17 protein-coding genes are annotated in these 20724 nt (G+C 55.5%); 6 read left to right on the top strand and 11 right to left on the bottom strand.

Going from position 1 to position 20724, the window contains the following annotated elements:
* Positions 1–55: 55 nt before the first annotated feature.
* From KO1_RS12195 to poxB, 3 genes are all read right to left on the bottom strand, one after another.
* Positions 56–1489, bottom strand: a complete 1434-nt coding sequence (locus tag KO1_RS12195) for a DUF2867 domain-containing protein (protein ID WP_047720082.1) — start codon at positions 1487–1489, stop codon at positions 56–58.
* A gap of 10 nt (positions 1490–1499) precedes the next feature.
* Positions 1500–2501: a low-specificity L-threonine aldolase gene (gene ltaE, locus KO1_RS12190; protein ID WP_047720081.1), complete on the bottom strand. Its 1002-nt coding sequence runs from the start codon at positions 2499–2501 to the stop codon at positions 1500–1502.
* 154 nt (positions 2502–2655) lie between these two features.
* Positions 2656–4374 carry a ubiquinone-dependent pyruvate dehydrogenase gene (poxB, locus tag KO1_RS12185; protein WP_004100616.1) on the bottom strand — a complete coding sequence of 573 codons (1719 nt, stop codon included), beginning with the start codon at positions 4372–4374 and terminating at the stop codon, positions 2656–2658.
* 152 nt (positions 4375–4526) lie between these two features.
* Between poxB and KO1_RS12180 the strand changes: the two genes are divergently transcribed.
* Complete coding sequence (locus tag KO1_RS12180) at positions 4527–4961, top strand: DoxX family protein (protein WP_024273966.1); 435 nt, start codon at positions 4527–4529, stop codon at positions 4959–4961.
* A gap of 332 nt (positions 4962–5293) precedes the next feature.
* Here KO1_RS12180 and hcr read toward each other — a convergent pair whose 3' ends face one another.
* The 4 genes from hcr to aqpZ all read right to left on the bottom strand — a co-directional run bounded on the left by hcr (position 5294) and on the right by aqpZ (position 9787).
* The gene (hcr, locus tag KO1_RS12175; protein ID WP_016808077.1) at positions 5294–6262 is read right to left on the bottom strand and encodes an NADH oxidoreductase; all 969 of its coding nucleotides are present in this window, start codon (positions 6260–6262) and stop codon (positions 5294–5296) included.
* A gap of 10 nt (positions 6263–6272) precedes the next feature.
* Positions 6273–7925 (bottom strand): hydroxylamine reductase, encoded by a 1653-nt coding sequence (hcp, locus tag KO1_RS12170; protein WP_024273967.1) that lies wholly within the window; start codon positions 7923–7925, stop codon positions 6273–6275.
* Between the two features lie 143 nt (positions 7926–8068).
* Positions 8069–8968 carry a LysO family transporter gene (locus tag KO1_RS12165; RefSeq protein ID WP_004100620.1) on the bottom strand — a complete coding sequence of 300 codons (900 nt, stop codon included), beginning with the start codon at positions 8966–8968 and terminating at the stop codon, positions 8069–8071.
* A gap of 123 nt (positions 8969–9091) precedes the next feature.
* A complete protein-coding gene (gene aqpZ, locus KO1_RS12160) occupies positions 9092–9787 on the bottom strand; it encodes an aquaporin Z (RefSeq protein ID WP_004100621.1) in 696 nt (231 codons plus the stop codon).
* A 381-nt stretch (positions 9788–10168) separates the two neighbouring features.
* Between aqpZ and KO1_RS12155 the strand changes: the two genes are divergently transcribed.
* The 3 genes from KO1_RS12155 to macB all read left to right on the top strand — a co-directional run bounded on the left by KO1_RS12155 (position 10169) and on the right by macB (position 15060).
* Positions 10169–11827 (top strand): ATP-dependent endonuclease, encoded by a 1659-nt coding sequence (locus KO1_RS12155; protein ID WP_024273968.1) that lies wholly within the window; start codon positions 10169–10171, stop codon positions 11825–11827.
* Between the two features lie 174 nt (positions 11828–12001).
* Positions 12002–13117: a macrolide transporter subunit MacA gene (gene macA / locus KO1_RS12150; protein ID WP_004100624.1), complete on the top strand. Its 1116-nt coding sequence runs from the start codon at positions 12002–12004 to the stop codon at positions 13115–13117.
* On the top strand, positions 13114–15060 hold the full coding sequence (macB, locus tag KO1_RS12145) for a macrolide ABC transporter ATP-binding protein/permease MacB (RefSeq protein ID WP_016808074.1): 1947 nt from the start codon (positions 13114–13116) through the stop codon (positions 15058–15060). Before macA ends, macB begins: the two co-directional genes overlap by 4 nt.
* A gap of 68 nt (positions 15061–15128) precedes the next feature.
* On the opposite strand, the gene cspD is transcribed toward macB, so the two are convergent.
* On the bottom strand, positions 15129–15359 hold the full coding sequence (cspD, locus tag KO1_RS12140) for a cold shock-like protein CspD (protein ID WP_004100627.1): 231 nt from the start codon (positions 15357–15359) through the stop codon (positions 15129–15131).
* Between the two features lie 324 nt (positions 15360–15683).
* Here cspD and clpS point away from each other — a divergent pair, with 324 nt between their 5' ends.
* Positions 15684–16001, top strand: coding sequence for an ATP-dependent Clp protease adapter ClpS (gene clpS / locus KO1_RS12135; RefSeq protein WP_004100628.1), 318 nt, complete (start codon positions 15684–15686; stop codon positions 15999–16001).
* Between the two features lie 30 nt (positions 16002–16031).
* Positions 16032–18314: an ATP-dependent Clp protease ATP-binding subunit ClpA gene (gene clpA, locus KO1_RS12130; RefSeq protein WP_004100629.1), complete on the top strand. Its 2283-nt coding sequence runs from the start codon at positions 16032–16034 to the stop codon at positions 18312–18314.
* 215 nt (positions 18315–18529) lie between these two features.
* On the opposite strand, the gene KO1_RS12125 is transcribed toward clpA, so the two are convergent.
* The 3 genes from KO1_RS12125 to aat form a co-directional block, all read right to left on the bottom strand.
* The gene (locus tag KO1_RS12125; protein ID WP_049090837.1) at positions 18530–19336 is read right to left on the bottom strand and encodes an ATP-grasp domain-containing protein; all 807 of its coding nucleotides are present in this window, start codon (positions 19334–19336) and stop codon (positions 18530–18532) included.
* A gap of 158 nt (positions 19337–19494) precedes the next feature.
* Entirely contained in the window at positions 19495–19713 is a 219-nt protein-coding gene (gene infA, locus KO1_RS12120) for a translation initiation factor IF-1 (protein WP_002211347.1), read from the bottom strand.
* 279 nt (positions 19714–19992) lie between these two features.
* Positions 19993–20697, bottom strand: a complete 705-nt coding sequence (gene aat / locus KO1_RS12115; protein ID WP_004111858.1) for a leucyl/phenylalanyl-tRNA--protein transferase — start codon at positions 20695–20697, stop codon at positions 19993–19995.
* Positions 20698–20724: the final 27 nt, after the last annotated feature.

Here is a 20724-nt window from a genome sequence, read left to right as displayed (position 1 = left end):
CCGTGATTCTGACTACGATGCAATGAGAATCATGAAAGAATTCTGTACCTATACTCTATTTGATGGTGATTTGCTCCGCCAGGTGCGCGATGCGTCGGGCCATACCGCGAAAAATAAACAGATGCGCCGGGATCATCAGCAACCAGTAGCAGAGTCCCGGCATACCGTGCGGGTGCCACCAGGCGCGGACGTCCAGTTCGCGATGGTCGCCTTTATCGCGCAGGGTAAAGCTCAGGCGGCCAAGGCCGGGCGCTTTCATGCCGAATAACAGCGTCAACTGCTTTTCCGGCTCGACGATAATCACCTTCCAGCTGTCCACCGCATCGCGGGTCTGCAGATATTCATTTTCCGGGCGACCTTTTGCCAGCCGGTGACCGACCAGCAGATCCATCGCCCCGCGAGTTTTCCACAGAGCGTTGCCGAAGAAATAGCCCTCTTTGCCGCCAATTTGGTTGACCACCTTCCACAGCGCAGCAAGGCTGGCGGAAGTGTTAACGGTGCAGCCCGCCTGTTTCGGGTAGTAACCGTACTCTGGGCGCCAGCGGGCAAAGGCCTGCGCATCGTAGCCCCAGTCGCTGGAGTTCACCAGTTGCTCCTCTTCCTTTAGCGTGCGGCGCACCGCTTCATCAAAAGCGATGAGAGGTTGCGGGATGAGCGCCCGCAGGGCGCGGTCGTCGGCGATCAGATCGTGCTTTAGCCCCTGAATTAGCGCCCTGGCCGTGGTTGACGGCACTGAAGTAATGATGTTGAGAAACCACACCGAAATCCAACGGGTCGGAAAAGGAATGGGGATCAACGGCCGACGTTTGCCGCTGACTGCCATAAAGCGGATAAACTGCTGCTGATAGCTCAAAATTTCCGGCCCGGCGGCTTCAAAAATGCGATGCTCTGCCGCAGGATGGTTCAGCAGCAGCAGCAGATAATAGAGTAAGTTTTCCAGCGCAATCGGCGTGGTGCGCGAGCGCACCCAGCGCGGCGGCGTCAGTACCGGCAGGTTGTAAACCATATCGCGCATCACTTCGAACGCGGCGGAACCGGCGCCGACGATAATGCCGGCGCGAACTTCCGCTACCGGTACGCCCGATTCGCGCAGCAGATCGCCGGTGATCTGGCGGGCGCGCAGATGATCGGATTGCTCCTCTTCTGCAACCTGTAACGAACTGAGAAAAATGACTTCGTTCACCGGCGTCTTGCGCAGCGCGTCGCGGACGTTAAGGGCGACCTGCCGCTCGTGGCGGATAAAGTCGCCGCCTTCGCCCATCCCGTGTACCAGATAATAAACGGTGTCAACCTGCGCCAGCAGGGCGGGTAGCGCGTCAGGCTGGTTTAAATCGAGCGAATAGCACTCGACGCCGGGGAGATGCTGCTTCTTGAGTCTGTCGATCTGGCGTGCCGCCGCCAGCACGGTGAAGCCCTGCTCGCTGAGCCTTGTCACCAGATGCTGGCCGATATAACCGCTGGCGCCAAGCACCAGAATTCGCTGCGACACGCCGGACTCCTTAGCGATTTAAAAATGTCTGCCAGTGGCTAACCACCTCGGCAAGCTGCTGACGGTTCACGTCAATATGCGTCACCAGGCGCACGATGGGCGAGGCGTTGATCAGCACTCCGCGTTCGCGCAGATACTCGCCCAGGGCGGCGGCGCGCGCTTCACCGACGCGAACAAACAGCATATTGGTGTCATGACGCATCACATCCGCGCCGGCGGCGCGCAGCTGTTCTGCCATCCATGCGGCGTTATCATGATCCTCTTTTAAACGCTCGACGTTGTTCTGCAAAGCATACAGGCCCGCCGCGGCCAGAATCCCGGCCTGACGCATCCCGCCGCCGACCATTTTCCGCCAGCGGATGGCGCGGCGAATATACGCTTCGCTCCCCACCAGCAGCGAGCCTACCGGCGCGCCGAGACCTTTAGACAGACAGATGGTGAAAGAGTCGCAGTAGCGGGTGATCTCACCCAGCGCGCAGCCGTATTCCACGACGGCGTTAAAGATACGCGCCCCGTCGACGTGCAGCCCCAGGCCGCGCTGACGCGTAAACTCCCAGGCATCTTTAAGATATTCACGCGGCAGCACTTTGCCGTTGTGGGTGTTTTCCAGCGACAGTAGCCGGGTAGGGGCGAAATGGATATCGTCCGGTTTGATTTTGGCTGCGACTTTATCGAGCGGCAGGGAACCGTCAGCTGCGGCGTCGATAGGCTGCGGCTGGATACTGCCGAGCACCGCCGCGCCGCCGGCTTCGTAGAGATAATTATGCGCGCCCTGGCCGACAATATACTCTTCGCCGCGCTGGCAGTGGCTGAGCAGCGCGACCAGGTTGGCCTGAGTGCCGGTCGGCAAGAAGATAGCGGCCTCTTTGCCCGCCAGGTCGGCGGCAAAGCGCTGGAGTTCGTTAACGGTCGGGTCATCGCCATACACGTCATCCCCGACCGGGGCGGCCATCATCGCTTCCCGCATGGCGCGGCCCGGGCGGGTGACGGTATCACTGCGTAAATCTATCATGACATATCCTTATACACTTCATCCTTCGCGCTGCCTCTGCGTTGGCTGCACCCTCAAACCCCGGTCACATCGTTATTTCTGCTTCCGGGGATTTTCGGGCTTGCCGCCTTAATGCGACACGAATGTTTTTGCGTATGAATTGAAAAGGATATTTTTACCTTAGCCAGTTAGTTTTCGCCAGTTCGATAACCTCATCGCCGCGGCCGCTAATAATCGCGCGCAGCATGTAAAGGCTGAAACCTTTGGCCTGCTCCAGTTTGATCTGCGGCGGCATCGCCAGTTCTTCACTGGCGACCACCACATCCACCAGGACCGGGCCGTCGGTACTGAAGGCGGTTTGCAACGCCTGGTCTACGTCAGCCGCTTTTTCGACACGGATGCCCTTAATGCCGCAGGCCTCGGCGATGCGGGCAAAGTTGGTCGCATGCAGCTCGGTGCCGTCTGTCAGATAGCCGCCGGCCTTCATCTCCATCGCGACAAAGCCCAGGACGCTGTTATTGAAGATAACGATCTTGACCGGCAGCTTCATTTGCGCCAGCGAGAGAAAATCCCCCATCAGCATACTAAAGCCGCCGTCGCCGCACATTGCCACGACCTGACGGTCGGGGGCGGTGGCCTTCGCGCCGATGGCCTGCGGCATGGCGTTAGCCATCGAACCGTGGTTGAACGATCCGATCAGGCGGCGCTTGCCGTTCATCTGTAAATAGCGCGCAGCCCACACGGTTGGCGTTCCGACGTCACAGGTAAAAATGGCGTCGTCGTCGGCAAAGTGGCTGATCCGCTGCGCCAGATACTGCGGATGAAGGGTTTTATCGCTTGGCTTCGCCAGGTCATCGAGCCCCTTGCGCGCGTCGCGATAGTGTTCCAGGGCTTTGTCGAGGAACTTGCGGTCGGTTTTCTCTTCCAGATGCGGCAGCAGCGCGCTGAGGGTGGATTTGATATCGCCGATCAGCGCCATGTCCACTTTACTGTGCGCGCCGATACTGCCGGGGTTGATATCGATCTGAATAATTTTTGCGTCCGTCGGGTAGAAGGCGCGATAGGGGAACTGGGTGCCGAGCAGCACCAGGGTGTCAGCGTTCATCATGGTATGGAAACCGGAGGAGAAGCCTATCAGCCCGGTCATCCCAACATCATAAGGGTTATCGTATTCAACGTGCTCTTTGCCGCGCAGCGCGTGAACGATAGGCGCTTTCAGCTTCGCGGCGAACTCTACCAGCTCTTTATGCGCTCCGGCGCAGCCGCTGCCGCACATCAGCGCGATATTGCTCGAATAGCGCAGCAGCTGGGCCAGTTTTTTCAGTTCTTCTTCTGCCGGCGTCACCTGCGGCAGCGGGGCGTGGTACCAGTGGCTGCTGGCGCTTTCCGGCGCGGGTTTTAGCGCAACGTCGCCGGGGAGCACCACTACCGAGACGCCGCGGTTAATCACCGCTTTGCGCATAGCGATGGCCAGCACCTGCGGGATCTGCTCCGGCGAGGAGACCAGTTCGCAGTAGTGGCTGCATTCGCGAAACAGCTCCTGCGGATGCGTTTCCTGAAAGTAACCGCTGCCGATTTCGCTGGAAGGAATATGGGCGGCGATGGCCAGCACCGGAACATGGTTGCGGTGGCAGTCGAAAAGACCGTTAATAAGATGCAGGTTGCCCGGCCCGCAGGAACCGGCGCACACCGCCAGTTCGCCGGTAAGCTGCGCTTCCGCTCCGGCGGCGAAGGCGGCAACTTCTTCATGGCGCGTGGGCATCCAGTCGATGGTCCCCATGCGGTTCAGGCTGTCGCTTAAGCCATTAAGAGAATCCCCAGTCACGCCCCAAATACGTTTAACGCCAGCCTGTTCTAGAGTTTTGGCAATGTATGCCGCCACGGTCTGTTTCATGGTTTTCCATCTCCTTAAGTGATAACGCTTACAAGCTTAGATGAAAATGACCATTACGCCCGCCGTTTGCCCCTCATTTTCAGCTGCTTTTATTCGTCGGACATTGCGCATACGCTGTGTTGACCTTCGGTGGTAAACAGGAATCATTTCAAATGGTTAAATCTCTGTTAAATGGTGTTAATAAACTGCTGTCGCATGATGATTTTGGCAAACTTTTGTTACGACTTGCCGTTGGCGGCCTGATGCTGTTTCACGGATTACACAAGCTATTCGATGGCGTGGGGGGCATCAGCAGCATGCTGGTGGCGAAAGGTCTGCCAGGCTTTATCGCTTATGGGGTTTTAGCTGGAGAAGTGGTTGCGCCATGTCTGCTGATTGTGGGGATCCTGACGCGCCCTGCGGCGCTGGTGCTGGCATTCACGATGGTTGTGGCCTGGCTAATGGTCGGGACGGGTAAAACCTTCGCGCTGGATGCGGTAGGCGCGTGGGCGATTGAGAGTCTGGTCTATTTCTTTGTTGGCGCGCTGGCGATTGCCTTCCTCGGGGCAGGCCGATATTCCATTGGTGGAAACTCGGCCTTGCGGTAAGTGCACCAGTGTTTTCTGCCTCACCCTGGCCACATCCTGTTTGCCGGGGTGTCGCCGCTCGTTTTTCAGACCCTTTTTTTGGGGGTTATTTTAAGATATTGATTTTTTAAAATTTTTATTCTTGCCTAAAAAAGGGTAAAAGGGCCTTTTATTGATTATTGCATGATAAAACAATAAGGCAGGTGCGCCGGGCTAGTGTTCACTGCCGTACAGGCAGCTTAGAAAGGATGACCGATCGCATCGGCATTTTTGAATTGGTTCACTGCCGTTCCGGCAGTTCAGTAAGAGCCATGCTACCCGACGATTACCGCGTAGCATGGCCAGCAACAACATTAAGCCAGTACCAAATCTCCCTGCGGCTGGCAGGAGCAGGCCAGCACGTAGCCTTCAGCGATTTCCGCATCGGTTAACGTCATGGTGCTGCTGACGGTATATTCACCGGAAACCACTTTCGTTTTGCAGCAGCCGCAAACGCCCGCGCGGCAGGCGACGGTAACCGGCACCTTATTGCTTTCCAGCGCTTCGAGCAGCGTGGTGCCGACCGGGGCATAAAACGTTTTCGCCGGCTGCAGTTTGGTGAACTTCAGACCGCTGGTGGCCGCGACGGCGACTGGCGTAAAGAACTGCTCTTTAAAGAAGCGCGTCGCGCCCAGCGCTTTCACTTCCTGCTCGACGAGATCCATATACGGCGCCGGACCGCAGGTCATCACGGTGCGCGATGCCAGATCCGGCACGCTTTGCAGTAGTTCAGTCGTTAAACGTCCTGCCACGAAACCGTGGGTAGCGTTATTTTCCGCCACCAGCGTCACCGGATACTGACGCCACTCCTCAGCGAAAATCACATCCTGCGGCGAACGAACGTTAAAAATCACCTGCACATCAGCCTGCGGGCGATATTTTGCCAGCCAGCGGCGCATCGACATGATCGGCGTGACGCCGCAGCCTGCGGCCAGCATCAGGAACTTATCGTCCGCTTTATCATCGCAGGTGAAATCCCCCATCGCGTCGGACAGCCAGATATAGTCGCCGCGCTTTACGTCGCGGGTGAGCCACTGTGATCCCGCGCCATCGTCAATACGGCGAACGGTCAACGTAATATATTCGCTGACGCCCGGCGTGGACGAAATAGTGTAAGCGCGCAGGGTCTCTGCCGAATTACGCACGCTCACCAGCGCGTACTGCCCGGCACGGTACGGATAATAGTCATGGCAGAGCAATGAAATGGTCCACACATCCGGCGTTTCCTGATGGATGTGATGCACCTGCATCCGCCACGGGCATTGTGAGGTTGGCATGGTCATGGATAGCTCCTTACGCGCTCAGCAGTTGCTTCATGTCTTCTTCTACGGTGGTCACAGAGCGCAGACCGAATTTCTCATTGAGCACGGCCAGCAGATCCGGGGTGAAGAAGCCTGGCGCGGTCGGGCCGGTTACGATGTTTTTCACGCCCAGTGAGAGCAGGGTCAGCAGAATGACAATCGCTTTCTGCTCGAACCAGGAAAGCACCAGCGATAGCGGCAGATCATTGACGCCGCAGCCCAGTTTTTCCGCCAGGGTCACCGCCAGGATAATCGCCGAGTAAGCGTCGTTGCACTGACCGGCATCGACCAGACGCGGCAGGCCTTCAATATCGCCGAAATCGAGTTTATTGAAGCGGTATTTACCGCAGGCCAGGGTCAGGATCAGGCAGTCGTCCGGTACGCTGGTGGCAAAATCGGTGAAGTAATTACGCTCGCCCCGCGCGCCGTCGCAGCCGCCAACCAGGAAGATGTGGCGCAGTTTTTCCCGGCTCACCAGATCGATAAGGGTATCAGCAGCGCCCAGAAGGGTCTGACGGCCGAAACCTACGGTGATGAGATGCGGGATCTCGCTGTACGGGAAGCCTGCCATCTGCTGCGCCTGGGCGATAACCGGGGCGAAATCTTCGCCTTCCAGATGGTTCACGCCCGGCCAGCCAACGATGCTGCGGGTCCAGATACGATCGTCATAGGCGCCGACGGTTGGGTCGATGATGCAGTTAGAGGTCATGACGATCGGCCCCGGGAAACGGGCGAACTCCACCTGCTGGTTCTGCCAGCCGCTGCCGTAGTTCCCAATCAGGTGTTTGAATTTACGCAGCTCCGGATAGCCGTGCGCCGGCAGCATTTCCCCGTGGGTGTAGACGTTAACGCCGGTGCCTTCGGTCTGCTCCAGCAGGTTATAGAGATCTTTCAGGTCATGGCCGGAGATCAGGATGCACTTGCCCTCGGTCGCTTTAACGTTGACCTGGGTTGGGGTCGGATGACCGTATTTGGTGGTCTCACCGGCGTCCAGAATGCTCATGACTTTGAAGTTCATCTGGCCGATTTCCATTGAGCGCTCCAGCAGAGCGTTCATATCGTCAGGCCAGGTACCCAGCCATGCCATGATTTTATGGTACTGGGCGTAGATGTCGTTGTCGTACTGGCCCAGAACGTGCGCGTGCTCCATATAGGCCGCAGCGCCTTTCAGGCCGTACAGGCACAGCAGGCGCAGGCCGAGAATGTTCTCGCCGATGGCCGCTTTGTCTTTGTTCGGAGTAAATTCCGCCGCCTGACGCTGCAGGTCGCCCAGATCGTCGCTAGCCAGTTGCACAGCGGCCATCGGATTGTTAACCGTCGCGTGGGCATCAATGCTCAGGCACTGGGCTTTAAGCGCTTCACGCATGGCGATAGCCTGACGCGCATAGCCAACGATACGCGGGGAGTCGAAGTTAACGTTAGTCAGCGTAGAGAAAAAAGCGCGCGGCGCAAAGCTATCGACGTCGTGGTCGATGATGCCATATTCACGAGCTTTAAGCGCCCAGGCGGAGAGGCCCTGCAGAGAGGCAATCAGCAGATCCTGCAGATCGGACGTTTCGGCCGTTTTCCCGCACATACCCTGCGCGTAAGAGCAGCCGTTTCCTGCCGGAGTACGGATGGTTTGTTCACATTGCACACAAAACATGGTCACACCTTTTAAAGTTATATTTAATATACATGTTTAAGGTTATGCCCGAGCGCGTGAGGAGAAAAGGTATTTCTGATACAACTTACAGGGAGATTGATTTAGCGCAAAATTGGCGGCAGAGGGCTACCGCCTGAGAGGTATTAAGCGGAGAAAAAGGCCATCAGGATGGGCACCAGCAGGCTGAGAATGAAGCCATGAACAATAGCTGCCGGCACGATCTCCACGCCGCCTGAGCGCTGCAGCACCGGCAGCGTAAAATCCATCGATGTTGCGCCGCACAGGCCTAGCGCCGTTGAACGGCTGCGGCGTACCAGCCCCGGGATCAGCATAATCGCCAGCAGCTCTCGTGCCAGATCGTTAAAGAAGGCGGCGCTACCAATCACCGGGCCATAGGATTCTGTTAACAGGATGCCGGAAAGCGAATACCAGCCAAAGCCGGAGGCCATGGCCAGGCCGGTTTTTAGCGGCAGGTCGAGAATAAAGGCATTAATGATTCCGCCCAGCAGTGAGCTCACCATCACCACCACCGCAACCATCATTCCGCGGCGATTCAGAACGATTTGCCGCAGGGTCATGCCATTATTACGCAGCTGAATACCGATCAGGAACAGCAGGAAAATCAGCGTATATTCACTGGCCTCGGTGGCGTGTTGTAAAAAAGGCAGGCCGCTCAGGCCAATAAGAAAACCAATAAGGACTACGCCGCATAGCTGAAGGGATTCCAGCGCCATTGCCAGACGCGAGGGTAATTTTTCCTGGCGATGATGATTTTGCCAGGGCATTTTCTGCTCAAGCCACATCAGAGCCGCAATATTACACAGCAGGATAATGACGACGCTGACCGCTGCGTAATGAAGTATCGACAACAGGTTGCTGGCCAGATTATCGAGGAACGCCAGGCTAATTCCCATAAAAAAGAGAATAACGTAAACGATCCAGCTCAGAAGTCGTGCGATAAGTTTAAGGGCTGACGGCCGATGGAGAGGAATAAGGTAGCCTGCGATTAACGGCAGCAGAATGATTAATAGTCCCGAAAACATGAACGACGTGGTCCTTGCAGAGTGAAAATAGCGTCCCTGACACTACCCAAATCGCCGGACTGAGTAAAGTAGTCGAAAAAAAGAAAGGCCCGGGAAACCGGGCCTTCAGAGAAGCGAGGGTGCTTAACTGCGTTTTTCCAGCAGAGTACGGTAGAGCACGCCGCCGAGAATACCGCCGATAATCGGCATCACCCAGAATAGCCACAGCTGCTGCAGCGCCCAGCCGCCCTGGAAAATCGCTACCGCGGTGCTACGAGCCGGGTTGACAGAAGTGTTGGTGACCGGAATGCTGATCAGGTGAATAAGGGTCAGCGCCAGGCCAATGGCGATAGGGGCGAAGCCCGCCGGAGCGTTTTTATCGGTGGCGCCGTGGATGACCAACAGGAAGCCGCAGGTCAGGACAATCTCAATCACAATTGCGGAGAGCATGGAGAAACCGCCCGGTGAGTGTTCGCCGTAACCGTTCGACGCGAACCCGCTGGCGGCGGCGTCAAAGCCCGCTTTACCGCTGGCGACGATATACAGAATAGCGGCGGCAATAATACCGCCGACAACCTGGGCGATAATATAGCCAATCACCTCTTTAGCCGGGAAACGACCGCCGGCCCACAGGCCTAAAGTGACTGCCGGGTTAAAGTGGCCGCCGGAAATATGACCGACGGCAAACGCCATGGTTAATACCGTTAAGCCGAAGGCTAACGCGACGCCGGCAAAACCAATACCTAATTCCGGGAAGGCCGCCGCCAGAACGGCGCTGCCGCAACCACCAAACACCAGCCAGAATGTACCAAAGCATTCTGCTGCTAATTTTCTAAACATAACCACCTCAATAAAATAATGTTACGAGCGCGGAAAACCGCGCCGGTCTTTATTTATCGATATAAATAACGACGATAAAAATAAAGCGCCGCTATTTTATGGACGTTCAACATTGTCGCACTAGCAATATAAATCGAGGTAACTTGATTTAGGGCAAGGTGATGTGATTCCTTCAGTAATGTCTACCGAGTTGAAGTGTAGAACAGAACAAATTAAAAAACTGGCAACCCGGTAAGTAATTTGCAAGCTGAATAGTCACCGTGCGGATACATACGCTTAAGATTTATCCTGCAGCGCGGAGTAGCGGGTGTGTCATGTTCCTCCCCACCTCGCTATACTGCTGATAACTGAAGGAGAAAGTAGCCACCGAGCGGAGGGGATATGCATCTTGAGCGCGTCGAAATAGTAGGCTTTCGCGGCATCAACCGGTTATCGTTGATGCTGGAGCAAAATAACGTGCTGATTGGCGAAAATGCATGGGGTAAATCCAGCCTGCTGGATGCCCTGACGCTGCTCCTGTCGCCTGAGTTCGATCTCTATCATTTTGTTCGGGAAGATTTTTGGTTTCCGCCCGGGGATGTTCAGGGGCGCGAGCGTCATCTGCATATTATTCTGACCTTCCGTGAAAATGAACCGGGCCGCCATCGGGTCCGCCGCTATCGGCCGCTCAGCAATTGCTGGGTACCCTGCGACGATGGCTATCAGCGAGTGTTCTACCGCCTGGAGGGGGAGCTTGCCGATGATGATAGCGTGATGACTCTGCGCAGCTTTATTAACGGCGAAGGGGAAGCGCTGGAGGTTGAAAATATTGATGAGCTCGCCCGTCACCTGGTGCGGCTGATGCCGGTGCTGCGCCTGCGCGATGCCCGTTTTATGCGGCGGATCCACAACGGTACCGTGCCGCATTCGCCGCAGATCGAAATTACCGCCCGCCAGCTCGATTTTCTCTCCCGTGAGCTGGTGCACCATCCGCAAAATTTAACCGACGGGCAAATCAGACAGGGGCTGTCGGCCATGGTGCAGCTGTTGGAGCACTATTTTGCCGAGCAGAGCAGCGCGCAATCTCGTCACCGCCTGATGCGCCGCCATTCACATGATGAACAGCGCAGCTGGCGCTATCTGGACATCATCAACCGTATGATCGACAAACCCGGCGGCCGTAGCCATCGGGTGATTTTATTGGGGCTCTTTTCCACGTTGTTGCAGGCGAAAGGGACCGTCAGACTCGATCGCGATGCGCGGCCGCTGCTGTTAATTGAGGATCCGGAAACCCGACTGCACCCCATTATGCTATCCGTGGCCTGGCATTTGCTCAATTTGCTGCCGCTGCAGCGGGTGACGACGACGAACTCCGGCGAGCTGCTGTCGCTAACGCCCGTCGAGCATGTGTGCCGACTGGTGCGTGAATCGTCACGGGTGTCGGCCTGGCGGCTGGGGCCTGGTGGAATGAATGCAGAAGACAGTCGACGCATCGCATTTCATATTCGTTTTAACCGCGCTTCATCGCTGTTTGCCCGCTGCTGGCTGCTGGTGGAAGGCGAGACGGAAACCTGGGTTATCAACGAACTGGCCCGCCAGTGCGGCCATCACTTTGATGCGGAAGGGGTGAAGGTGATCGAGTTTGCCCAGTCGGGTTTAAAACCGCTGATTAAGTTCGCCCGGCGAATGGGCATTGAGTGGCACGTGCTGGTGGATGGCGATGAAGCCGGGAAGAAATACGCCGCCACCGTTCGCAGTTTGTTGAATGACGATAAAATGCTGGAGCGAGACCATCTCACCGCGCTACCGGCGATGGATATGGAACATTTTATGTATCGTCAGGGATTCGATGATGTTTATCATCGGGTCGCGCAGCTGCCGATGAATATTCCTATGAATATGCGGCGGGTGATCACCAAAGCGATTCATCGCTCGTCTAAGCCTGACCTGGCGATTGAAGTGGCGATGGAGGCCGGACGTCGCGGCGTTGACGCCATTCCGACGCTGTTGAAAAAAATGTTTTCTCGCGTGCTATGGCTGGCGCGCGGGCGGGCGGATTAGCGGCGACCAACGTTTATCTCTTCGTGCCGGGAGCGATTCCGGCGCGTCTGCATCTGCACGTCACTCAACCTCAGTTAAACAAAAATTAAGCGCAGCTAAAAATGAACGTTATTCTGTTACCGCATTTAGATAGAATTGACGCGGGTTCTGCGGATTAAAACATCAGGAATGGTTATGAAATTAAATGGAAAGCGCAGGAAAATTTGGTGGCTGCTGGCGATTGTCGTGCTGGCCCTCGCCGTCTGGGGATGGCGAATACTGAATGCGCCGCTGCCGCAATATCAGACGCTGGTGGTGCGTAAAGGGGATCTGCAGCAGAGCGTGCTGGCGACCGGTAAGCTGGATGCGTTAAAAAAAGTGGATGTCGGGGCGCAGGTGAGCGGACAGCTCAAAACGCTGCGCGTCGAGATTGGCGACAAAGTGAAAAAAGACCAGCTGCTGGGGGTTATTGACCCGGAGCAGGCGGAAAACCAGATTAAGGAAGTTGAAGCGACGCTGATGGAGCTGCGGGCGCAGCTCAACCAGGCGCGCGCGGAGCGTAAACTCTCTGCGGCGACTTTAGCTCGCCAGCAGCAGCTGGCGCAGCGTCAGCTGGTCTCCCGGCAGGACCTGGACACCGCCGCGACCGACCTGGCGGTGAAAGAGGCGCAAATCGGCACGATTGAAGCGCAGGTCAAACGCAATCAGGCCACCCTGGATACGGCTAAAACCAACCTCGACTACACCAAAATTCTGGCGCCGATGTCCGGGGAAGTGACGCAAATCACCACCCTGCAGGGGCAGACGGTGATTGCCGCCCAGCAGGCGCCGAATATTTTGACCCTGGCCGATCTCAGCACCATGCTGGTGAAGGCGCAGGTTTCGGAAGCGGACGTCATCCATCTCAAGCCGGGGCAAAAGGCCTGGTTTACGGTGTTGGGCGATCCGCTGACGCGCTATGAAGGGACGCTGAAGGATATTCTACCGACGCCTGAAAAGGTTAACGACGCCATCTTCTACTACGCCCGCTTTGAGGTACCGAACCCGCAGGGCATCCTGCGCCTGGAGATGACCGCCCAGGTGCATATTCAGCTTTCGGAAGTCAAAAACGTCATCACCATCCCGCTGAGCGCGCTGGGGGAGGCCATCGGCGATAACCGCTATCACGTGCGTCTGCTACGTACCGGTGAAGTTAAAGAGCGTGAAATCGTTATCGGTGCGCGGAATGACACCGATGTGGCGGTGGTGAAAGGGCTGGAAGAGGGGGATGAAGTCATTATCGGCGAAGGTGCGGCCGGAGCAGCGAAATGACGGCGTTACTTGAACTGCGTGATATTCGCCGCAGCTACCCCTCCGGCGATGGCAACGTTGAGGTGCTGAAAGGTATTACGTTGAGCATTGCCGCCGGCGAGATGGTGGCTATTGTCGGGGCCTCCGGCTCAGGGAAATCCACGCTGATGAATATTCTCGGCTGTCTGGATAAACCCACCAGCGGCACCTATCGGGTTGCCGGAACCGACGTGGCACGTCTCAACGGCGATGAGCTGGCGCGCCTGCGGCGGGAACATTTCGGTTTTATTTTTCAGCGCTATCATCTGCTATCGCATCTCACCGCGGCGCAGAACGTGGAAGTGCCGGCGGTCTATGCCGGAGCGGAGCGCAAAGCGCGGCTGGCCCGCGCCCATGAGCTGCTGGTACGACTGGGGCTTGGCGACCGGGCAGAATATCAACCTTCACAGCTCTCCGGCGGCCAACAGCAGCGGGTGAGTATCGCCCGCGCCCTGATGAACGGCGGGGAAGTGATTCTGGCGGATGAGCCTACCGGTGCGCTGGACAGCCGCTCCGGCGAAGAGGTCATGGGGATCCTTCACCAGCTGAAAGCGCAGGGACATACGGTCATTATCGTCACCCATGACCCGCAGGTGGCGGCTCAGGCTGAGCGGGTCATTGAGATACACGACGGTGAGATCGTGCGTAACCCGCCCGCGTTGAGCTCCGCGCAAGGCGGCGCGCTGCGCCAGCGCACGGCGGCCGAACCGTCGGCATGGCGTCAGTTCAGTAGCGGTTTTCGCGAGGCGCTGGTCATGGCCTGGCGCGCCATGGCGGCGAATAAAATGCGCACGCTGCTGACGATGCTCGGGATCATTATCGGCATTGCATCGGTGGTGTCGATTGTGGTGGTGGGCGATGCCGCGAAGCAAATGGTGCTGGCCGATATCCGCGCCATCGGCACCAATACCATTGATGTTTATCCCGGTAAGGATTTCGGCGATGACGATCCCCGCTATCAGCAGTCGCTGAAGTACGACGATCTGCTTGCTATTCAGAAACAGCTCTGGGTCAGCTCGGCGACCCCTGCGGTCTCCAAAAGCCTGCGTCTGCGGGCGGATAATATCGACGTTGCCGCTAGCGCTGAGGGCGTGGGGGCGCAGTACTTTAACGTTTACGGTATGACTTTTAGCGAAGGCAACACCTTCAACGAACTCCAGCTAAATAGCCGCGCGCAGGTGGTGGTGCTCGATAGCAACGCGCGTCGACAGCTGTTTCCGCACAAAGCGCGGGTCGTTGGCGAAGTGATTCTTGTCGGCAACATGCCCGCGACGGTCATCGGCGTTGCCGATGAAAAACAGTCGATGTTTGGCAGCAGCAAAATTCTGCGCGTCTGGTTACCCTATACCACGATGGCCGGCCGGGTTATGGGGCAGTCGTGGCTGAACTCCATCACCGTCCGGGTCAATGAAGGTTACGACAGCGCGCTTGCCGAGCAGCAGCTGTTACGTCTCCTGGAACTGCGCCACGGTAAGAAAGATGTTTTCACCTGGAATATGGACAGCATCTTGAAAACGGCGGAACGGACCACACATACACTACAGCTATTTCTGACCCTGGTGGCGGTGATTGCGCTGGTGGTCGGCGGGATTGGCGTGATGAATATTATGCTGGTCTCTGTTACCGAACGCACGCGAGAGATCGGTATCCGTATGGCTGTCGGGGCGCGGGCCAGCGACGTACTGCAGCAGTTTTTGATTGAGGCGGTGCTGGTTTGCCTGGTCGGCGGGGCGCTGGGCGTGACGCTTTCGTTGCTGATTGCCTTCGTGCTGCAGCTGTTTTTGCCCGGCTGGGAAATCGGCTTTTCGCCGCTGGCGCTGCTGACCGCATTTTTATGCTCGACGCTGACCGGAGTGTTGTTTGGCTGGCTCCCGGCGCGCAATGCGGCTCGTCTGGACCCGGTCGACGCCCTGGCACGGGAGTAGCGATAAAAAAATGCCAGTCAGAAGGACTGGCATTTTACTGGCAGGATGTACACAATGAAGCAAAAGAGTTATGCGGCTGTTTCTGTTTCTTCCGCTTCAACAGGGACGATCACGCTGGCGTGATTACCTTTTGGCCCCTGGTGAACATCAAACCGAACCGCTTGTCCGGCTTTTAGCGTTCTGTAACCATCCATCTGGATGGTCGAGTAATGGGCGAAAATGTCTTCGCCGCCGCCCTCAGGGCAGATAAAACCGAACCCTTTGGCATTGTTGAACCACTTAACAGTACCCATTTCCATACTTCGACATCCTTCGTAAATCTTATAAGTAAGATGGAATGAACCGGTAGTGGAGTGACGAGTTGTTCATTTGCTCGCCAACTCTCGCCACTACAATTTAGAGAAATCAGGAAATGCGTCAAGCGATTGACGACCGGGGACGGTGAAAAATGCGTCAAAATTTGAAGCAGTTAACGCTATTGCCGGGGAATGTGACAGACATCGCGGATGGAAGTAATAGATGATAATTATCTATGATCTATTGTAGATTTGTGATGTGCATAGCCTCTGGTCATCGACAGGCCACCGCCTGTTGGCAACAGCAACCGATGATGAACACTGACGATGAGTAAGAGAGACTGGTTGGACTTCGATCAGCTAATCGAGGACGAAGTTAAAGATGCGCTAAAACCGCCATCTATGTATAAAGTGATATTAGTCAATGATGACTACACTCCAATGGAGTTTGTTATTGACGTGTTACAAAAATTCTTTTCTTATGATGTTGAACGTGCAACGCAACTGATGCTGACGGTTCACTATCAAGGTAAAGCGATTTGCGGGGTGTTTACCGCTGAAGTCGCGGAAACCAAAGTATCGATGGTGAACCAATATGCGAGGGAGAACGAACATCCGTTGTTGTGTACGCTAGAAAAAGCCTGAATGCAGGCAATAAACTTGGGGGAGGTGCCTATGCTCAATCAAGAACTGGAACTCAGTTTAAACATGGCTTTCGCCAGAGCGCGCGAGCACCGTCATGAGTTCATGACCGTCGAGCACTTGTTGCTGGCGCTGCTTAGCAACCCTTCGGCCCGCGAAGCGCTTGAAGCGTGTTCAGTGGACCTGGTCGCGCTGCGTCAGGAACTTGAAGCCTTCATCGAACAGACCACACCCGTACTGCCTGCAACGGAAGAAGAGCGCGACACTCAGCCGACGCTGAGCTTCCAGCGCGTGTTGCAACGTGCTGTTTTCCACGTCCAGTCATCCGGTCGCAGCGAAGTGACCGGCGCCAACGTTCTGGTCGCGATTTTCAGCGAACAGGAGTCTCAGGCGGCATACCTGCTGCGTAAACATGAAGTCAGCCGACTTGATGTGGTGAACTTCATCTCTCACGGTACGCGCAAAGACGAGCCGAGCCAGTCTTCCGATAACAGCGGAAGCCAGCCTGGCAGCAGTGAAGAGCAAGCAGGCGGGGAGGATCGTATGGAAAACTTCACCACCAACCTCAACCAGCTTGCCCGCGTAGGCGGTATCGATCCGCTGATCGGCCGCGAGAAAGAGCTGGAACGTGCTATTCAGGTTCTGTGCCGCCGTCGCAAGAACAACCCGCTGCTGGTGGGGGAATCCGGCGTCGGTAAGACCGCAATTGCCGAAGGTCTCGCCTGGCGTATCGTGCAGGGCGACGTACCGGAAGTGATGGCCGACTGCACTATCTATTCACTGGATATTGGCTCGCTGCTGGCTGGCACTAAATACCGCGGCGATTTTGAAAAACGCTTTAAAGCGCTGCTTAAGCAGCTGGAGCAGGATACCAACAGTATTCTGTTCATTGATGAGATCCACACTATCATTGGTGCGGGCGCGGCTTCCGGCGGGCAGGTCGATGCCGCTAACCTGATTAAGCCGCTGCTTTCCAGCGGTAAAATCCGGGTTATCGGTTCGACGACCTACCAGGAGTTCAGCAACATCTTTGAAAAAGATCGCGCGCTGGCGCGTCGTTTCCAGAAAATTGATATCACCGAACCTTCCGTGGAAGAGACGGTGCAGATTATTAACGGTCTGAAGCCGAAGTATGAAGCGCACCACGACGTGCGTTACACCGCGAAAGCGGTACGTGCGGCGGTGGAACTGGCGGTGAAATACATTAACGATCGTCATCTGCCGGATAAGGCGATTGACGTGATTGACGAAGCCGGGGCGCGCGCGCGCTTGATGCCGGTGAGCAAACGTAAGAAAACGGTCAACGTGGCGGATATTGAGTCCGTGGTGGCGCGAATTGCGCGTATTCCTGAGAAGAGCGTTTCCCGCAGCGACCGCGATACGCTGAAGAACCTTGGCGATCGCCTGAAAATGCTGGTCTTTGGCCAGGATAAAGCGATTGAGGCCTTAACCGAAGCGATCAAGATGGCGCGCGCCGGGCTTGGCCATGAGCACAAACCTGTCGGCTCTTTCCTGTTTGCCGGGCCTACCGGGGTGGGTAAAACCGAGGTTACTGTACAGCTGGCGAAGTCGCTGGGTATTGAGCTGCTGCGTTTTGATATGTCCGAATATATGGAACGTCATACCGTCAGCCGCTTAATTGGTGCGCCTCCGGGATACGTCGGTTTCGATCAGGGCGGGCTGCTGACCGATGCGGTTATTAAGCATCCGCACGCGGTACTGCTGCTCGATGAAATTGAAAAAGCGCATCCGGACGTCTTTAACCTGCTGTTGCAGGTAATGGATAACGGTACGCTGACCGATAACAACGGCCGCAAAGCGGATTTCCGCAACGTGGTGCTGGTGATGACCACCAACGCCGGCGTGCGTGAAACCGAGCGTAAATCGATTGGCCTTATCCATCAGGACAACAGTCCGGATGCGATGGATGAGATCAAAAAGATCTTTACGCCGGAGTTCCGTAACCGCCTCGACAACATTATCTGGTTCGATCACCTGTCCACGACGGTTATCCACCAGGTGGTGGATAAGTTTATCGTTGAGCTGCAGGTCCAGCTGGATCAGAAAGGCGTCTCTTTGGAAGTAAGCCAGGAAGCCCGCGATTGGCTGGCCGAGAAAGGCTACGACCGGGCCATGGGCGCGCGTCCGATGGCGAGGGTGATTCAGGACAACCTGAAAAAACCGCTGGCCAACGAGCTGCTGTTTGGCTCACTGGTTGACGGCGGTCAGGTGATCGTTGAGCTGGATAAAGAGAAAAATGCGCTGACCTACGCCTTCCAGAGCGCGCAAAAGCACAAACCGGAAGCGGCACATTAAGTCGCTTACGTGAAACGTCAAAACCGGCCTCAGGGCCGGTTTTTTTATGCCTCTCTTCTGAATCCTTTTATTCGTTTTTTTAACATGTTGATTTTAAATAAAAAAAACCGGTTAAAAATAATATGGCAGAGGAGGTTTATTATTTAATTTCAATAATAACAATATGATGGGGTGCGGTTTGCCCAGTTCACTGCCGTAAAAGCAGCATTCCATCCTTAAATTTCCTGACTTACCGCATAGTCACTCAGCATTTTCACAAAACGCTCAACGGACCACTCTTTGATATCCGATACCTGGCCGTCACCCATCTCGACGAGCCTCAAAGCACCAGCTTCATCATTGATAACATCTATAGAGTAAAAAGGGCTGTTTATACGTGCGGCGATTTCGCTAACCCTGGCAGGAATATCGCCGTTTGCGGCATGAACTTTGCCATCGAGAACAAAGAATCGCCTTTCGCTGGATGTATCAAATTTCTCCACGCGTCTCAGGCAAACTCCTCCTTCAATTTCACCGCGAAACTGTTTAAGCAATGTGATGATTTCATCAATTTCTTGCGCATTGCGAGCGATTGAGCCGCGGGAGGTTGTGAGCGACTTTACATAGTCCTTCACAAAATAAGCAGGCCAACCATATTCCTTAGTGAGGGCAGCAAAGTCAGCATCTTCGCTAGTCACGATGGTTTCTGGCGTGAGATCCCGACAACTTTCATACCAGCCCGGCAAATGGTGGCATTGAAGATATTGCTGGCATGACGTTAATAAGCGAGCGCCTCGCTTTTCCACCGCTCGGGATAAACTTTCGTACTCATCCGGGTGCAGCATCCATCCGCGCCACAGTACCGGCATATTGGCTGAAAAACTGGATGAAAAGCGGTAGTCGCCCAGCGCCACAGCCTCTGATGAGAGTAACAGGCAGGTAATACTGCTTTGGCAGGCATAAGTGTACTCAGCTAAAAACATCTCGTCAGGTTGTGACGGATGAAGCATATCGTTGGGATAGATAATTTGCAGGGCGCTCATTGGGTATCCTTTCTCGCCAGGACAATCCAGCTATTATTTTACGGGCGCAGAGACAGGGCCGTCAAAGCCGAAGAGGGAAACGGCGTGAGAATAAAAGAAATGAAAAGACCGGGAATTATCCCGGCCTTCAGCATCTGGCGCGTTAAGCGCGAAAACGATCAGCGACTACGGAAGACAATGCGGCCTTTGCTCAGGTCGTACGGGGTCAGCTCAACAGTCACTTTGTCGCCCGTCAGAATGCGGATGTAGTTTTTACGCATTTTACCGGAAATATGCGCAGTTACCACGTGACCGTTTTCCAGTTCTACGCGGAACATAGTGTTAGGCAGCGTATCAAGTACGGTGCCCTGCATTTCAATATTGTCTTCTTTGGCCATCTAGTCCTCTGGGGTATCACTACCGTAGTTTTGAACCGGCAAGATAATGCCGAAGTTCAGCAAGTATGTAAAGTTTTACGTCAAATCGCCGAAGTAGTTTTGGCGCATTGCCCGTAATTCACGCGGATAAACCGGGCGACAGGCGCAAACGTAAAGGGGGAGTGACAGAACGATGGGCGTTATCTGACTCTTATTATTCCCAAACGGCGGCGGGGCAACGGGCAGAAGCTACTCTACCGCGCAATTATAACATCCCGACAAAAAATGTGCTGAAAACATTTATGCTTCTCCTGCAAATAGCACCCTTGGCACCCAGAACCGCTCCGGCAGACGATACGTCCGCAGTACGGAGAGATAGTCGAGATAATCGCGGCGAGGAATTTCCACTGCGCCCAACGAAGCCGTATGCTTGTTTAGCACCTGGCAATCGATTAATTTTCCACCATCGTGCATAAACGCCTGGCTAAAGACCAACAGTGCGGTTTTGGAGGCATTTTCGGCTCGGCTGAACATTGATTCTCCGCAAAACAGCGCCCCCTGTGCAACACCGTACATGCCACCCACTAATTCCTCTCCCTGCCACACTTCAACAGAATGAGCGTGCCCCAGCTCATGTAGCTGATGGTATGCCTGAACAATACCCTGCGTTATCCATGTTCCTTCATCACGATGATCGGCGCAGCCTTCAATAACCTGACCGAAGGCGTGATTCAACGTTACGCGATACGGGGAGCGCTGATGAAAACGCTTCATACTGCGGCTGAGATGGAATTTCTCCGGCCACAGTACCGCTCGCGGGTCGGGGGACCACCAGAGAATTGGGTCACCGGGCGAAAACCATGGAAAAATACCGCGCTGATAGGCCATCAGTAACCGCGCCGGGCTAAGATCGCCGCCCAGCGCTAACAGACCATTAGGTTCGCGCAAAGCGCCTTCCGGGGAGGGGAAGGCGATGGAATGATGAGAGAGCTGAACCAGCCGCATTTTTACCTCAACGCATCAGGCAATGAT

It is taken from the genome of Klebsiella oxytoca NBRC 105695, assembly GCF_001598695.1.
Taxonomy (GTDB): domain Bacteria; phylum Pseudomonadota; class Gammaproteobacteria; order Enterobacterales; family Enterobacteriaceae; genus Klebsiella; species Klebsiella oxytoca.
This window is presented reverse-complemented; position numbering and strand designations above follow the sequence as displayed.

What these genes read in the sequence shown, in the direction of transcription:
- infA (WP_002211347.1), bottom strand. Translation starts at nt 19,713, where the DNA reads ATGGCCAAAGAAGACAATATTGAAATGCAGGGCACCGTACTTGATACG.
- hcp (WP_024273967.1), bottom strand. Translation starts at nt 7,925, where the DNA reads ATGTTTTGTGTGCAATGTGAACAAACCATCCGTACTCCGGCAGGAAAC.
- aat (WP_004111858.1), bottom strand. Translation starts at nt 20,697, where the DNA reads ATGCGGCTGGTTCAGCTCTCTCATCATTCCATCGCCTTCCCCTCCCCG.
- aqpZ (WP_004100621.1), bottom strand. Translation starts at nt 9,787, where the DNA reads ATGTTTAGAAAATTAGCAGCAGAATGCTTTGGTACATTCTGGCTGGTG.
- KO1_RS12125 (WP_049090837.1), bottom strand. Translation starts at nt 19,336, where the DNA reads ATGAGCGCCCTGCAAATTATCTATCCCAACGATATGCTTCATCCGTCA.
- KO1_RS12165 (WP_004100620.1), bottom strand. Translation starts at nt 8,968, where the DNA reads ATGTTTTCGGGACTATTAATCATTCTGCTGCCGTTAATCGCAGGCTAC.
- clpA (WP_004100629.1), top strand. Translation starts at nt 16,032, where the DNA reads ATGCTCAATCAAGAACTGGAACTCAGTTTAAACATGGCTTTCGCCAGA.
- cspD (WP_004100627.1), bottom strand. Translation starts at nt 15,359, where the DNA reads ATGGAAATGGGTACTGTTAAGTGGTTCAACAATGCCAAAGGGTTCGGT.
- hcr (WP_016808077.1), bottom strand. Translation starts at nt 6,262, where the DNA reads ATGACCATGCCAACCTCACAATGCCCGTGGCGGATGCAGGTGCATCAC.
- ltaE (WP_047720081.1), bottom strand. Translation starts at nt 2,501, where the DNA reads ATGATAGATTTACGCAGTGATACCGTCACCCGCCCGGGCCGCGCCATG.
- macA (WP_004100624.1), top strand. Translation starts at nt 12,002, where the DNA reads ATGAAATTAAATGGAAAGCGCAGGAAAATTTGGTGGCTGCTGGCGATT.
- clpS (WP_004100628.1), top strand. Translation starts at nt 15,684, where the DNA reads ATGAGTAAGAGAGACTGGTTGGACTTCGATCAGCTAATCGAGGACGAA.
- macB (WP_016808074.1), top strand. Translation starts at nt 13,114, where the DNA reads ATGACGGCGTTACTTGAACTGCGTGATATTCGCCGCAGCTACCCCTCC.
- poxB (WP_004100616.1), bottom strand. Translation starts at nt 4,374, where the DNA reads ATGAAACAGACCGTGGCGGCATACATTGCCAAAACTCTAGAACAGGCT.
- KO1_RS12180 (WP_024273966.1), top strand. Translation starts at nt 4,527, where the DNA reads ATGGTTAAATCTCTGTTAAATGGTGTTAATAAACTGCTGTCGCATGAT.
- KO1_RS12155 (WP_024273968.1), top strand. Translation starts at nt 10,169, where the DNA reads ATGCATCTTGAGCGCGTCGAAATAGTAGGCTTTCGCGGCATCAACCGG.